Source organism: Paenibacillus xinjiangensis (genome assembly GCF_059686975.1).
Genome location: NZ_JCAALS010000051.1, coordinates 1 through 14,121 on the forward strand (window position 1 = coordinate 1; position 14,121 = coordinate 14,121).

Annotated in this window: 11 protein-coding genes and 1 tRNA gene; all 12 read left to right on the forward strand. The window is 46.6% G+C overall.

Going from position 1 to position 14,121, the window contains the following annotated elements:
• The first annotated feature begins 217 nt into the window (after positions 1 to 217).
• The 12 genes from AC6ESP_RS29075 (at position 218) to AC6ESP_RS29130 (ending at position 14,034) form a co-directional block, all read left to right on the forward strand.
• A tRNA-Gly gene (locus AC6ESP_RS29075) sits at positions 218 to 292 on the forward strand.
• Between the two features lie 197 nt (positions 293 to 489).
• Positions 490 to 1,086, forward strand: coding sequence for a DUF2087 domain-containing protein (locus AC6ESP_RS29080; protein WP_497100273.1), 597 nt, complete (start codon positions 490 to 492; stop codon positions 1,084 to 1,086).
• Positions 1,087 to 1,188: 102 nt separating this feature from the next.
• Positions 1,189 to 1,374: a mechanosensitive ion channel protein MscL gene (locus tag AC6ESP_RS29085; protein WP_497100274.1), complete on the forward strand. Its 186-nt coding sequence runs from the start codon at positions 1,189 to 1,191 to the stop codon at positions 1,372 to 1,374.
• A 210-nt stretch (positions 1,375 to 1,584) separates the two neighbouring features.
• Positions 1,585 to 1,770, forward strand: coding sequence for a twin-arginine translocase TatA/TatE family subunit (locus tag AC6ESP_RS29090; protein ID WP_497100275.1), 186 nt, complete (start codon positions 1,585 to 1,587; stop codon positions 1,768 to 1,770).
• A complete protein-coding gene (locus AC6ESP_RS29095; protein ID WP_497100276.1) occupies positions 1,770 to 4,100 on the forward strand; it encodes a putative phage tail protein in 2,331 nt (776 codons plus the stop codon). The genes AC6ESP_RS29090 and AC6ESP_RS29095 overlap by 1 nt, the downstream gene beginning before the upstream one ends.
• 166 nt (positions 4,101 to 4,266) lie before the next feature.
• Positions 4,267 to 5,859, forward strand: a complete 1,593-nt coding sequence (locus AC6ESP_RS29100) for an ArnT family glycosyltransferase (protein ID WP_497100277.1) — start codon at positions 4,267 to 4,269, stop codon at positions 5,857 to 5,859.
• Positions 5,860 to 6,022: 163 nt separating this feature from the next.
• A complete protein-coding gene (locus AC6ESP_RS29105; protein ID WP_497100278.1) occupies positions 6,023 to 7,276 on the forward strand; it encodes an MFS transporter in 1,254 nt (417 codons plus the stop codon).
• 74 nt (positions 7,277 to 7,350) lie between these two features.
• A complete protein-coding gene (locus tag AC6ESP_RS29110; RefSeq protein ID WP_497100279.1) occupies positions 7,351 to 7,860 on the forward strand; it encodes a GNAT family N-acetyltransferase in 510 nt (169 codons plus the stop codon).
• Positions 7,861 to 8,059: 199 nt separating this feature from the next.
• Positions 8,060 to 8,701, forward strand: coding sequence for a cell wall hydrolase (locus AC6ESP_RS29115; protein ID WP_497100280.1), 642 nt, complete (start codon positions 8,060 to 8,062; stop codon positions 8,699 to 8,701).
• A gap of 255 nt (positions 8,702 to 8,956) precedes the next feature.
• Positions 8,957 to 12,091, forward strand: coding sequence for a rhamnogalacturonan lyase family protein (locus tag AC6ESP_RS29120; RefSeq protein ID WP_497100281.1), 3,135 nt, complete (start codon positions 8,957 to 8,959; stop codon positions 12,089 to 12,091).
• Positions 12,092 to 12,248: 157 nt separating this feature from the next.
• On the forward strand, positions 12,249 to 13,523 hold the full coding sequence (locus AC6ESP_RS29125; RefSeq protein WP_497100282.1) for an S-layer homology domain-containing protein: 1,275 nt from the start codon (positions 12,249 to 12,251) through the stop codon (positions 13,521 to 13,523).
• Between the two features lie 355 nt (positions 13,524 to 13,878).
• Positions 13,879 to 14,034 carry a hypothetical protein gene (locus AC6ESP_RS29130; RefSeq protein ID WP_497100283.1) on the forward strand — a complete coding sequence of 52 codons (156 nt, stop codon included), beginning with the start codon at positions 13,879 to 13,881 and terminating at the stop codon, positions 14,032 to 14,034.
• Positions 14,035 to 14,121: the final 87 nt, after the last annotated feature.

Genomic DNA, 14,121 nt, shown 5'->3' on the forward strand with positions numbered 1-14,121 from the left:
TGAAGACGACGAGGTTGATAGGTTCGGGGTGGAAGCGCAGCAATGCGTGCAGCTGACGAATACTAATCGGTCGAGGGCTTATCCTAAATAGTATCCCACAAAGTGAAGCTTAGGCTTCCGGAGCGTATTCCGAATACTTTGCGGCGGCCCCAGAATCAGCTAAATGAAATTCATTCTAATCTTTCGCATCTAGTTTTGAAGGTGCAATATTCGTTATGCGGAAGTGGCTCAGCGGTAGAGCATCGCCTTGCCAAGGCGAGGGTCGCGGGTTCGATTCCCGTCTTCCGCTCCATTAACTTCTATCATTGAACTGTCCGTGTAAGCAGACAGATCAATCCTTATTAGACAGCCGAACTGGTTAAACCAGTTCGGCTGTCTTTTTTTATTTCCCGAACGACCCATTGACTCTAGGGCTCTTATAAGCTAATATCTAATTTAATAAGTAACTAATTAGATGAATATTAAATCATGATAAAGGGAGTCGAATAAATGCAGCTGGATAAAGTAGTTAATTATCACAAAGCATTAGCCGATGCAACGAGAATCAAGCTCCTCATTCTGCTCGCGGACGGGGAGAGGAATGGCCTGGAGTTGGCTGAGAAGCTGACGGTCACGCCTGCAACGATAACCCACCATGCGAAGAAGCTTCGTGAAGCTAGTCTGATTAATGAACGCAGAGAGAAGAATACGATTTATTTTTCGCTCAATCATTATTTCATTATGAATAGTGCGGATGCGGTCATGCATCTGATCTACAGGGAGAAAGGGGATTTGGATACAATGGACAGCAATCTAATAAAGATCAGGGATACGGTGCTGCGTAATTTCTTCACAGTGGACGGCAAGCTTAAGCATATCCCTAGCCAGCTGAAGAAAAAGCTTATTGTATTAGAGCATCTTGTGGGACAGCTGGAGAAGGGGCGGTATTACTCGGAGAAAGAATTGAATGCGTTCATTAAGCAGTTCCATGAAGATTACGCTACGATACGTAGGGAATTCATCATGCATCAATACATGTTCAGAGAGAAAGAAATTTATGAGCTGAATCCCAAGGAGCTATGGACAAGATGGGAGACGTTGCAGTAGCGTCGTTTTTACACTGGGATGATCATTCGGCTCAAAATTAATCAATCGATCATTGTGCGTTAATCTACTTTTAATAGAGTGGGATTACAATAAAGACAATCAATGAACGAATGGAGGCGAGCGAAAGTGATCGTATTTGATGTTATGGTTGATGGTGAAGTAAAAGAAACGATAAAGCCGATGAACGTGAAGCTGAAGCTGATCTATGAATATGTATTGGCAGAGACGCTGCTGATGAAAGAGAAATACGGGAACAACATTTATCTGAATAGAAGAATGGAATATTAATAAGGCATCTTGAAAAAGATGGCCTTATTTTTTTTATATAGAACCCTATTACAATCGAAAGTTTCCGAAAAATCTGTCAATTTATGATTGACAGATTTTTTGATGTGCTTGTATAATTTGTACATCAGATATACATCATTATATAAAATTTACAGAGAACAGATTTAATTGTGAATCAGTAGTAAATCAGAATACAAGGGAGAGATGCAAATGCCGAATCTTGGTGTAACTGGAATGGTGTTAATCGTTATCGTCGGACTGCTGCTATTCGGGCCTAAGAAGCTTCCTGAGCTTGGTAGAGCGGTTGGCACAACGATAAGTGAATTCCGCAGAGGTGCCAAAAAAACGATGGAAGAGCTGGATAGGCCCGTGATGAAAGAGGGGGATGAAAAATAATGAATAATGAACAGGGGCACGCTCTAGCAGCGGTTAATGAAGCTACTTCCACAGGGACAGATAACGAGAAGGTGAATGTCACCAGGAGGAAGATGCTGCAGGCAATCGGACTCGGAAGTATTCTGTTAGTAGGCAATACGTTGATCCCTCGAATGGCAGCGGCTGCTGATACTAATGAAACACAGAAGAAGGATGCCCAAGGAGGAAGCGTAGTTTACGCCGCGAATGTTCAAGCCCTAATTAATCTTCCTGCTAATCATCAGAAGGCTGACACGCTTGTATATGTTGGGGGATATGCTGCACCCGGCGACGGTGGAGGGAAGGTGATGTACTGGGCGAAAGACAGCAATAAAACGGATAATGGAGGTACGGTGCATCAGCCGAATAAAGGCAGCGGGAAACGCGGCAGGTGGGAAATTATCCATAACGGCGTAGCTGACTTCCGTTGGTTCGGTATCTTTGGTCCAACACAGAATGCAGATGAAGCGCTTGATTCTATGGTGAATGATCCGGCTATTCATCGGATTGAAGGGCATACTGATCTTAACTTCGTGAAGCGTCATCGGTTCACAAGGAGCGGTATAGAGCTTGATTTCCACGGATATACGGTTACTACGGAAGGTATAGAGCTGAACACGAGAGACAATCCATTCGGAGCCATTCTATTCTTTCAGGGTGAAGCAACAGGGGAAGCCTTCGATCTCATCTTGTCTGCTGATATTGTTGAAGGCAGCGATATACTGGAGGTTCCATCCTCGGCAGCACTGCAGATTGAAGATTGGTGGCTCGTACAGGTTCAGAAGAACCCTGGCGGCAATGCGCAGAAAGAGCTAGACTATCTGCTCAAAATAACGGAAATGATTGATGCTACCCATGTCCGAGTCAATTATAAGCTCGGCTGGCCGATCGCTGCAGGACGTCAGGTTTTTTTAAAAAAAATGAACCCAGTCGTTCGTTCCCATGTTCGGAATATGCGATTCATCGGGGTGCCGGTTCCGCCAACTACTTCGACGAGTGTAAGACCATTCGAAACCTGGGATCAGATCGGCTCCAATCCAGTGGCTTATGAGTTCGCAGTAGAATGTAATGTCTCAGGCATTCGGGCAACTAAAGTGTTCTGGCCTGTCATTCAGAGGCGCTATTGCTCGCACTACGTAACAGAGAGCTGTGAGCTCATTAATCCAGAAGAGCGGGATTGGGGAGGAACGGGCTATCTGACGCAGCAGCTCAATGTCCTATATGGACATGTCAGGGATTGCAATACGAGCAATGCGCGGCATTTGAATGACTTCACCTGTGCGGCGTATTGTCTGGTTGAGAATTGTCACGGTGACGGGGATGACTACGGTCCATTCGTCACACATGGGCAGTATGAGCATGATATCGTGTATATCGGGAATTCAGGCTTGCTCTCCTTCGCTAACAGCGGAACGAATTGGGGAGATAGTGCGAAGAGAATTACGGTGAAGAAGCATATTGCAACAAGAATCGTGGCTCATAAGAAAATAACGGATCTAACTCTAGAGGATTGCTACGCGATTAATAAACAAGGCCTAGCGAATTCGGGCTCGATCTGGGCGAATGCGGATGGTCTCCAGATAAGAGGCTGCACGGCAGATAATATGATTACGTTGTCCCGCAGCTCTTCGTTGTCGAAGAGGAGAAATGTGCTGGACGGCTGTTCATTCGGCATGCTGAGTGGCTATGAGATCGCTCGTCCAATTAGGAGCAATACGGTTGGGAATCTTCCAGTGGATGCAGATGTGAACATCATCAATTGTATATTTAACAGGGTAGAGGATGTCAATATCGGCAGTATTAATCGCCTAACGTTGACGAATACATGGTTCTATGGTGCGACACCTGAGACTGGTAAAATTCGAACAGGCTCAAAGCACATTTCTATTGTAGGCGGCGGCTTCCAGAACTGCGGACTCGTACTGACAGGTGCATGGGATCAAGCGAATACTGGGATCAGCGCACAGAGCGTCACGATCGATGGGAACGCCATGTTCAGCGGAACGAATGGAGAGAAAGCATTCATTAAGAGTGTCGCGGCCAGTAATGCTGTAACGTTAAGCTATAGCTCCTGCACAAGTGCAGCAGAGGATGGGGCAACTGCTCATTTCCATCTAGAAGGCGGGACACACCGAGTGAAGGCGATCGGTGCACGGTTCCAAGGAGGGAGATACGAGGCTGTTAGTGGCGGCTTCGGCGGAGCTAACTATTTGTTCTTAACTTCCTGTATTGAGGAGGGGGTAGATCGCAGCTCATTGCCTGCTGAGGACAACGCCACCATTAAATATTCCGAAGGAAATCTATTGCTCTAATAGTGATCATAAGTAAAGGCTGGAAGGGATGAGCAGACTGCTCATCCCTTTTGTATGTAGACAGAGGTGAGGGGTTCAGAGGTGATTCCAGCTTTCTTAATCATGTATATGTATATATAATAGAATAGATTTATTCATATACATAAGAGAGAAAAGAGTGGAGTTGTTGAATTTACACCGTTCTAACAGCAGGTCTATCCTGCTTGCAATATCCCTGCTGCAATGGGTACGTTCGAATAAGCTGACGGCAATATGGCTGTTAATAGGTATCGTTATCCGCACGTTATATATAACCACAGCACCCCCTGGGCTGAATCAGGATGAGGCTTCTATCGGCTACGATGCTTATTCCATTCTGAATTACGGCATAGACCGTAATGGTTCGTTTCTACCTGTTCATCTCATTGCTTGGGGAAGCGGCCAGAATGCATTATATGCCTATTTGTCGATGCCCTTCATTTATTTATTCGGATTAAATCCGCTCTCGATCCGCTTGGTGAGCGTTATAGCTGGCTGTGTGTCCCTGCTGTTATTTTATTTCATTGCAAGGCGTACTTTCCCGGGAAATAAACAAGTGCACACGATTGCTATGTTTCTTATCGTCATATGCCCATGGCATATGATGCTGTCTAGATGGTCGCTGGAATCCAATCTATTCCCGACTGTCGTGCTGCTCGCTGTCTATCTGGCATTAAGAGCCATTGATCAGCCGAATTGGCTGTTCGGGTTCACTGCGGCAATGGCAGTATCCTTGTATGCGTATGGCACGGCTTATTTTTTCACACCATTGTTTCTATTAGCCGTCTATATCGTAATTCTGGTCAAAAAGCTAGCTGCCCCGCGAATCATTGGACTCAATGCTCTAATGGTAGCTGTGCTGGCAATGCCTATCTTTCTATTCTTTGTCATTAATCGATTGCAATACGATGCGATACAAGCGTTAGTGACTATTCCCCGCCTAATGCATAATAGATTCGAAGAGATGGCGAGCGTATTCCAAGATCAGATAGGATCCAGCGCGCTGCGTAACTTCGGCTCCTTCCTCGAACTGCTTATTACTCAGAGCGATGGATTGCTGTGGAATGCGCTGCCTCAGTTCGGTTATATGTATCCTATTGCGCTGCCTTTCATAGTCATCGGACTTATCGTGAGCATACGTACGCTAGCGCGAGTCTTCCGTACAGCACAGGTAATCATGCTCGTATGGTTCGGCTTAGCGGTGCTTATGTCTTTCATTACGGAAGTGAACATCAACCGGATGAACATCGTATTCTATCCGATCATATGGCTTATGACCGCAGCTCTCGCGTGGGTGTTCCAGAAGGAAAAGTGGGCTGGGCGAAGCGCTGCGGCTGCTTTTTCTATCCTATTCGTATTGTTCATAGGGACGTATTTCAGATCCTTTCCACAGCAGATAAGCCCTATCTTCTATGAATCGTTCGGAGAGGCTATCGACTATGCATCAGAGGCCACGGAAGGGACGGTCTATATTACGGATAACGTTAATATGCCGTATATCTATGTGTTGTTCTATGAGCAAATCAATCCGCATGATTATCTAGACAGTGTGAAGTATAGAAATGAAGGTGCGGCCTTCCAGTGGGTGGATGCCTTCGGACGGTATCGATTCGGTGAACCAGTGATTCATCCAGGGGAAGAGGCTGCTTATTTGTTCGCTAATGGGGAAGAGATTCCAGTCGATGAGTCAAGGTATGTTATCAAGAAATTCAAACATTATTCCGTTGTGATGGAACGATAGTGATAAATGACGCATTTGCACAAAAAACAGCAGCCAAAGCAAGCAAATGGCCCCAAATGGAGTCTTTTGCTTGGATATGGGTTCGAGAGCGTTTTCATATAGCTAATAAGACATCCGGCTTATGATAAAATGAACAAAAAAGAGCAGCAGGAGGCAGAAGTTGATGCTTAGCGGCATACGGTTGAGATTTCAGAATGGTAGAGGATCAGCAAGTATTCCACCGGAAAGGAAGCTAGGTAAAGATGCAGTAACCTCATTGCTTATTCATGGTTGTTTTCAGTTCGGAGCTTCGATGTCGGGACTATTCCTTAACTTGTACTTATGGCGGTTAACGCAGGATCTTGTCGTGAATGGGATCTACAACATTATTCTGTATGCGATTACACCATTCGCGTTCGCAGCAGGCGGGTGGCTGGCGAAGCGGCGGGATAAGATGGTTACATATCGGCTTGGTATTTTTGCCATTGCTTTATTTTATTTATTCGTCGTTATTGCTCAGGAGCAGGTTGCTCAATATTATATTGCATTCGCTATCTTCAACGGTATAGCAGCCGGCTTCTATTGGACCGGATATCTCATTATTCAATATGATGTCTCAACCGAAGCGAACCGGATCCGCTTTCTTGCGATCAACATGGTTGTATTCAATACAGCGGGGCTGATTGGACCAGCATTAGCAGGGTTCATCATTCAACGGAGCGAAGGTCTGCAGGGATATATTATTATTTTCTCCATTGCATTCGTTATGTTCCTCATCGCCGCCATTGTAAGCTTCCGGATTCCAGTCGTGAAGTCGCATCATAAAGCGTACTATTTGCGGTTCATGGGCCTATTAATGAATAGAGAGCGCAGATGGTTCAAGGCATTAATCAGCTTTCTCATCTTGGGACTGTTCCAGGGCATTATGCTGTTCCTGCCTAATATTCTGTTATTCCAGACAGTCGGCCGTGAGGACTGGGTTGGGTATTTGGGCGTGTTTTTCTCAGCGCTTACGGTAGCTACTGGTTATGTGATTTCACTGAAAGCGGAGAAGGAGCATGTTCGCAAATATGTGTTCTACTCGACTACCGGAGTTGTCATTGGTGCCGCGCTGCTGCTAATTGAGGTTCAGTTCTGGTCCGTAGCGCTGTTCATGATCGTGTTCTCCATCTGCAATCCGCTTGCGGTTAATACGTTAACCTCCTACTATTACCGAATCATAGGGACGCTTCCTCTCAAGGGTCAGCTGCGTGTCGAGTCTGTCGTTATGAGGGAGCTGTTCCTGAACATAGGAAGGGTCATTTCCATCACCGTGATGATCGTGTTGGCCAATGATATAGAGTCCATCTGGATGCCGATCGTTTTATTCGCTGCGGCGCTGATGCAATATGGGCTAACGATGCTTATTCGTGAGACGCGCAGTGAAGAGGAGATGTAGCTGGCACGTGCCGATAAGCCCTATTAGCAGAACTAATCAACAATAATAACAATTCTATTAACGAGGTGATGATCATGAGTGCAATTGTAATCCGTCCTATGGTAGAAGAAGACGTAGAGCCCATGCATAGGGTGTTCAAGCAGTATCAGATCAATAAGCCGATTGAATACTTAAGAAAGTGCTGGGAGGAGAATCTCTCCATGGATAGAAGCACTCTAGTGGCCTTACATGAAGGGCAGTTCGCAGGGAGTCTGCATGTGCTGGCTACTTCGTTTTATCCTTATTTTGCAGATAGTGGGATACCGGAAATTAATGATTTCAATGTTATTCCTCCACTGCGGAAGCTAGGAATCGGGGGGCAATTAATGGATGCGGCGGAACAGCTTGCTCTGGAGAAATATGGGATCGTTGGCATTGGCGTGGGACTGTACAAGAGCTATGGCCATGCACAGCGCCTATATGCCAAAAGAGGCTTCGTGCCCGATGGCAGAGGAGTCATGTATAAGGAGCAGCCCGTTCCTCCGGGTACAGAAGTTGTTGTAGATGATGATTTGGTGCTGTATTATACGAAAATGAAATCATAGGAAGATATACAGTGGCTGAGATTTTAGATTCTCAGTCTTTTTTGGAAAAAGCCAGCCTGCATTTCTTATTCTTACCTGCTTACATTAGAATTTTCTCGCAAACGACAGTATGCAGGCAATCCTATGGTAAAATCGAACACGCGAGATCCTCCGCCAGCTTGTTACCTTCAATCAATACAGCAGTATGGAGGGATTACGCATGATTTTGTTTAGGAAAATAGGATTGCTTGCCGTTATGTCGGCTTTGGCGGCGATGTTATGTCTGAATTCCACGGCAGCTGCTGCCATGTCAGTGGGAAGCAAGGGAACACAAGTAGAAGATTTGCAGCAGCGACTATATATGCTAGGTTATTATAAAGCAAGCATAACCAGCTATTTTGGCGGATCTACGAAAACAGCAGTAGCTGCTTTTCAGAAGGGTGCAGGACTGAAGAGCGATGGTATTGCCGGCTCACTTACGCTGCATGCGCTGCATAAGGTGACGGTGAATCGTTCCGACCTATCAAGAATTGCTAGAGTGGTCTACTCAGAAGCAAGAGGAGAGAGCTATAAAGGCAAGGTGGCTGTTGCCGCAGTCGTCTTGAATCGGACGAAGGCTTCGGCATTCCCGAATAGCGTTAGGAATGTTATCTTTGCACCGAACGCCTTCAGCTCTGTAAGCAATGGACAGTTCTGGCTAACGCCGGATGCAAGTGCTCTGCAAGCTGCCAAAGATGCTGCCAAACGACGTGACCCGTCGAATGGAGCTTTGTTCTTCTACAATCCAGCCGCAACGACTTCATCCTGGTTCGAGTCACGCAAAGTAACGGCCAAGATAGGCAATCATGTGTTTACCAAATAACAATGAACGAGGCAATAACGAGCGCATAACTTGTGCTGTGTTATTGCCTTGTTTGTTGTCAGCAATCGTAGAATAAGTGCAAGAAGTCTATTATTTAATGGTTTAAGTCTAGTATTTGAATGGTCTTCGATAGCTATTTCCATATAATTGAAGGGAAGCTATTTTTGAAAGCGCTTTAAATAATGATTGAGGAGGTCGTGTGACAACGGTAATAATGAGGCGCTCCATACTACCAGCAAGCATAGGGAGGATACAATGATAACACGAACTAGGTATACGAAGCGGTCAACGTTTTCTAAGCTGTTATGCTGTCTGTTAGTCATCATTCTTCTAGCACCTATTCATATATTTCCGGCTCACGCTGCGGATACGGCGCTCGTATCTGATGATTTCAGCAGCTATGAACCCGGGCTACTAACGATTGGTTCAGGCAATACTTGGACGAAGGAAGGAGCGGCTCCTGCGGTCAATGTGGTGAACGATACCGTAACAGGCTCAACTTATGCGGAAATCCGCCATGATGCTGCGGGCTCCTCTTACTTCGGTCAGCGTTTTGCAGCGGATACCGGGGGTCTGATTATTGAATTCGACGTTAATCTCCCAGGCAATAGCGGAGGCTCACTCTGGGTAATGGACGGCAAAATCAATGCCACGAATGCAGCTGCACTGCGGTATACACTTGATGGTGGAGTGATTAAACGGCATAATGCATCCGCTGCTAACCAGATTAACTATGATACAACGCATTGGTATCGATTCCAAATGGTGTTCAATACGCCGCAGAAAACATTCACGGTTCATATTACCGATTTAATGACGGGGACCGAGGTTGCGTGGCCAGATCAATTCTACAGCAGCCGGGATAAAATTAGCAGCTTCGGCTTCTACGTTAATCCGAATGGCGGGAAAATCAACCTGGCTAATGTGAAGGTTACGGCGCTTGATCTTACTCTTAGCCAGCTCAGCCTCAGCAGTGGTGACTTCACCCCTGAGCTCGTTCCCCCCTTTGACCCGAAGATCAACCGTTATACGGTAACTGTTCCTTATTGGGTTGATGCACTTGATGTTACGCCAACGGCGAGCCATGCAGAAGGGGTCACGCTGAAGGTTGGCGATACAGGTCTAGCTAGTGGAGACTCGGTTGAGGCCGCTCTAGCCGGAAGCACAACCAATATCAGCCTATCGGTTACCTCCTCCGTCTATACTGACATTTTCAAACCCTATACCGTTACGGTGAATCAGCTTGAGAAATCGCCTAACGTAAACTATGCAGCAACGGAGGCAAGGGATTCTAAGGTGCTCCTCGGCTGGGAAGAGCCGCTGGACCCTGCCTATAAGGAAGCCCATATCTATAAACAGAATGCTGATCAATCCCTTGAGCTTGTGGATACGGTGCCTCAAGGCAAGTACATCTCCACGATTGAGGGACTAACGAACGACGTTGCTTATACCTTCGTTATCAAGGCAGCCTTCGAATATGAAGGCGAGGCGATGTCTGAAGCAAGTGGTGTAACGGTTACAGAAACGCCAATTGTACTTGCTCCCCGTCAGATGGAGAGCCTTGATCGAGGATTGGTTGCAGTGAAAGAGAGCAATCATGTTTATGTAGGCTGGCGTATGCTCGGAACAGACGCTTCATCCGTTGCATTCAACTTATATCGCGATGGCGTGAAGATTAATGCTACACCGATTACGGATAGCACGAACTATGAAGATGAAGCGGGTACCTCAGAATCGACTTACTTCGTACGAACAGTTATCGGCGGAACCGAGCAGGAGCAATCAGAAGCAGCCTCTGTATGGGATATGAATTATTCCGACATTCCGATTCAGAAGCCTGCCGATGGCGTTACTCCTGCAGGGGATGCCTACTCGTACCGTGCGAATGATGCCAGTGTTGGTGATTTGGACGGCGATGGACAATACGAGATTGTATTGAAATGGGAGCCGACGAACGCCAAGGACAATTCGCAATCGGGCTACACAGGCAATACGTATGTCGATGCTTATGAGATGGATGGCACCTTCCTATGGAGAATTGATCTAGGGGTCAACATCCGTTCGGGTGCACATTATTTGGATGTTATGGTCTATGATCTGGATGGTGACGGCAAGGCAGAGGTAACCTTCCGTACCGCAGATGGCACCATTGATGGTGAAGGCACCGTCATTGGTGATGCCGATGCTGATTATCGCAATGCAGGCGGATATATTCTGACAGGACCTGAGTATCACACGATATTCGAAGGGGCTACAGGCAAAGCGCTCGCAACGGATGTTTATGAGCCAGCAAGGGGCAATGTTGGCGATTGGGGCGATACGTACGGCAATCGTGTAGACCGCTTTCTCGCTGCCATCGCCTATCTGGATGGAGAGAGACCTAGCCTTATTATGCAGCGCGGCTATTATACGAGAATGGTTCTAGTGGCGTATGACTGGGGTGATGGCGTTCTTACGAAAAGATGGACATTCGACTCGAGCACGCCTGGCAATGAGACCTATGCGGGTCAAGGCAATCACCAGCTTACTGTCGGTGATATCGATGGAGACGGCAAGGATGAGATTATTACTGGCGCTGCCGCCATTGATGACAATGGACAGGGGCTATGGAATTCCAGATTGGGTCATGGCGATGCCATGCACTTAAGTGATCTAGATCCTAATCGCTTAGGACTTGAGCTGTGGGCTGTTCAAGAAGATACCGGAGCTAAATATTCGGCAGAGGTGAAGGATGCCAAAACCGGAAGAATATTGTGGGGACAGCTGCAGACAGGTATTGATACAGGACGCGGCTTAGCCGCAGATATTGATCCGAACTATGAGGGAGCTGAAGCTTGGGCGATAGATGGTGCATGGAATAGCTCGACAGGCTCGTTATTCTCCGCTACTGGAGAGCTTATCTCTAACCAAATTCCTTCCTCCAACTTCGCGATCTGGTGGGATGGAGATCTTAGCCGTGAGCTTCTGGATCATGAATGGTCGGGAGATCCGCTGCGGGTAGGCACGCCTAAGATTGATAAATGGGATTACACGAATAAGGAGCTTGTGAATATCGAGACATTCACCGGTACTTATTCCAATAATGATACCAAAGGAACTCCAGCGCTTCAGGCTGATATTCTGGGCGATTGGAGAGAAGAGGTTATCGTTCGTACAGAGGACAGCACCGCACTCCGAATCTATACGACAACAGATAAGACCGATGAGCGTATCTATACGCTCATGCATGATCCGACCTACCGATTAGCAATTGCATGGCAGAATACGGGCTATAACCAGCCGCCGCATACCGGCTTCTATCTCGGCAACGGCATGGAGCAGCCGCTAATGCCGAATATTACGACTACAGCGGCAGCGCCAAGATTATCGGTATCCAGGTCCAGCGAGTGAAGTTACGGTTGGACAGCAGCTGCAGCTAAGCGCTCTGTTCACCTCGCTATCAGGTGCGGTCCCGGTTACTTGGCACGTCTACAATGAGGATGGATCAGATTCGAGCTTAGCAACCATTAACGCGAATGGACTGCTTAGTGCGGCTGGAGCAGGGAAAGTGAAGGTCGTAGCGACAGCAGAGAATGATCCTGCATTAACCGCTTATGCTGTTATTACGATCCAAGCAGCTGGTGGTGGACCATCTGCCAGCACACCAGCCACAGCGCAGCCATCGACGACAGTTGCTGGGGGCAAAATCACGGCAGCGGTCAGCACGGATGCGAGCGGCACAGCCGTGGTTTCTGTTAAGCCGGAGCATGTAGTAGAAGCTATTGAATCAGCATCTTCGCAAGCGATAACGATTGAGGCAGCTGTGGATGCGGCTGCGAAGCAGGTTCAGCTGTCTCTACCTGCACAGGAGCTGGGCAGTGCGGCAGGTGAAGGCATTGATACGATCAAGCTTCAGCTCGGTCTGGCGAATATGACGATCGATGCAAGCTTGATCAAGAGTAAGATTAGCAGTACCTCTTCTACCGTAGAGCTCATCGTTAAGAAAGTCGATACGTCTGCTCTATCCGATGAAGTGAAGAACCAGATAGGCAGTCATGATGTCTATGACTTCACCTTCACCATTGATGGCAAGAAGGTGGAGAGCTTCGGTCATTCATTAGCTGTGGAGCTGAACTACTCCTTGAAGGCAGGAGAGTCACCTAATAAAGTCGTCATTTATTATATTGATAATCAAGGCAAGCTTCATGCTGTGAAGAACAGCAGCTATAATTCGGCTACAGGCAAGGTATCCTTCAAGCCGGAGCATTTCAGCCAATATGCAGCTGTACATGTGAATGTGAACTTCAAGGATATTGCGGCTGTTGCATGGGCTAACAGCAGTATCGAGTCATTAGCCGCCAAAGGCATTGTTGCTGGTGTTGGCAATGATAGCTTCAAGCCTAATCAGAAGGTAACGAGAGCAGAGTTTCTGAAAATGCTGATGTTTGCTTTTGACCTGACGACGGAGGGTGCGGTAACGGATCTGCGCGATGTTGAAGCAGGAAGCTGGTATTATGATTCCGTTGCTTCTGCGCAGCAGCTTGGTATCCAAGGCCAAGCAGATGGAAGCTTCGGTGTGAATGATCAGATTACGAGAGAAGACATGGCCGTAATGGCCTATCGCCTTGCGGAGCATCAGCAATTGCAGCTTGGCGGGCAGGCTGGTTCAGTGGAGTTCATTGATAAGCAGGCGATAGCAGCTTACGCTCTTGAGGCAACTGGAGTATTGCAAAGCGCAGGTATCATTCAAGGACTCGGCGAGGGGCGCTTCGGACCGAAAGGTCAAGCTACCCGCGCGGAAGCCGCGGTAATTATTGATCGGTTGCTGGGGTTGGGGGACTGATGGTTTAACGCTTTTAGTTATGTGAAAGTTTGAATTGGTAGATGAGAGAGACCCCACAGACGCGAAGTTGCGTTTGTGGGGTTTTGTGTGATGATAATTAAAATAAGGAATAAATTTGAAAATAAATGAGCTTTATACTCAAGGGCTTGAATCGACAAATACAACTGATGTAAATGAGGTTAAAGAAGGATCCCTATTAGAGTCTGTTAAAAATGAATCTGAAATAAATTGAACTATATGAGCGAAGCAGCTTATGAAAACGGAGATACTGAGTTATCACATAATATCAAAAATAGATATTATGAATTACTTGTAACGGAGTTTCCAGCCATCAATAACTAATATAGAAACCGTTATGGATACGGATAATGAATCGCTAACAGATAGTGAGATTTATGATGATTTGATAGGAGAATATGTCAATGCTATTGATTACTTTAACAGTAGTTCAAATCTATTAAAGCAGACGACTTCTCCAAGCTCAGGAGGGTCTGTCAATAATTTTGTGTAAACTCATTTATAAGGATTCCCCCGAGGGGGAATTTTCCTTTTAGCGTAGGTGCTTACCAACCCGTTCCGGGAAGAAAACGGAGAGTTG

What these genes read in the sequence shown, in the direction of transcription:
- AC6ESP_RS29085 (WP_497100274.1), top strand. Translation starts at nt 1,189, where the DNA reads ATGAACGAATGGAGGCGAGCGAAAGTGATCGTATTTGATGTTATGGTT.
- AC6ESP_RS29115 (WP_497100280.1), top strand. Translation starts at nt 8,060, where the DNA reads ATGATTTTGTTTAGGAAAATAGGATTGCTTGCCGTTATGTCGGCTTTG.
- AC6ESP_RS29080 (WP_497100273.1), top strand. Translation starts at nt 490, where the DNA reads ATGCAGCTGGATAAAGTAGTTAATTATCACAAAGCATTAGCCGATGCA.
- AC6ESP_RS29090 (WP_497100275.1), top strand. Translation starts at nt 1,585, where the DNA reads ATGCCGAATCTTGGTGTAACTGGAATGGTGTTAATCGTTATCGTCGGA.
- AC6ESP_RS29130 (WP_497100283.1), top strand. Translation starts at nt 13,879, where the DNA reads ATGGATACGGATAATGAATCGCTAACAGATAGTGAGATTTATGATGAT.
- AC6ESP_RS29120 (WP_497100281.1), top strand. Translation starts at nt 8,957, where the DNA reads ATGATAACACGAACTAGGTATACGAAGCGGTCAACGTTTTCTAAGCTG.
- AC6ESP_RS29110 (WP_497100279.1), top strand. Translation starts at nt 7,351, where the DNA reads ATGAGTGCAATTGTAATCCGTCCTATGGTAGAAGAAGACGTAGAGCCC.
- AC6ESP_RS29105 (WP_497100278.1), top strand. Translation starts at nt 6,023, where the DNA reads ATGCTTAGCGGCATACGGTTGAGATTTCAGAATGGTAGAGGATCAGCA.
- AC6ESP_RS29095 (WP_497100276.1), top strand. Translation starts at nt 1,770, where the DNA reads ATGAATAATGAACAGGGGCACGCTCTAGCAGCGGTTAATGAAGCTACT.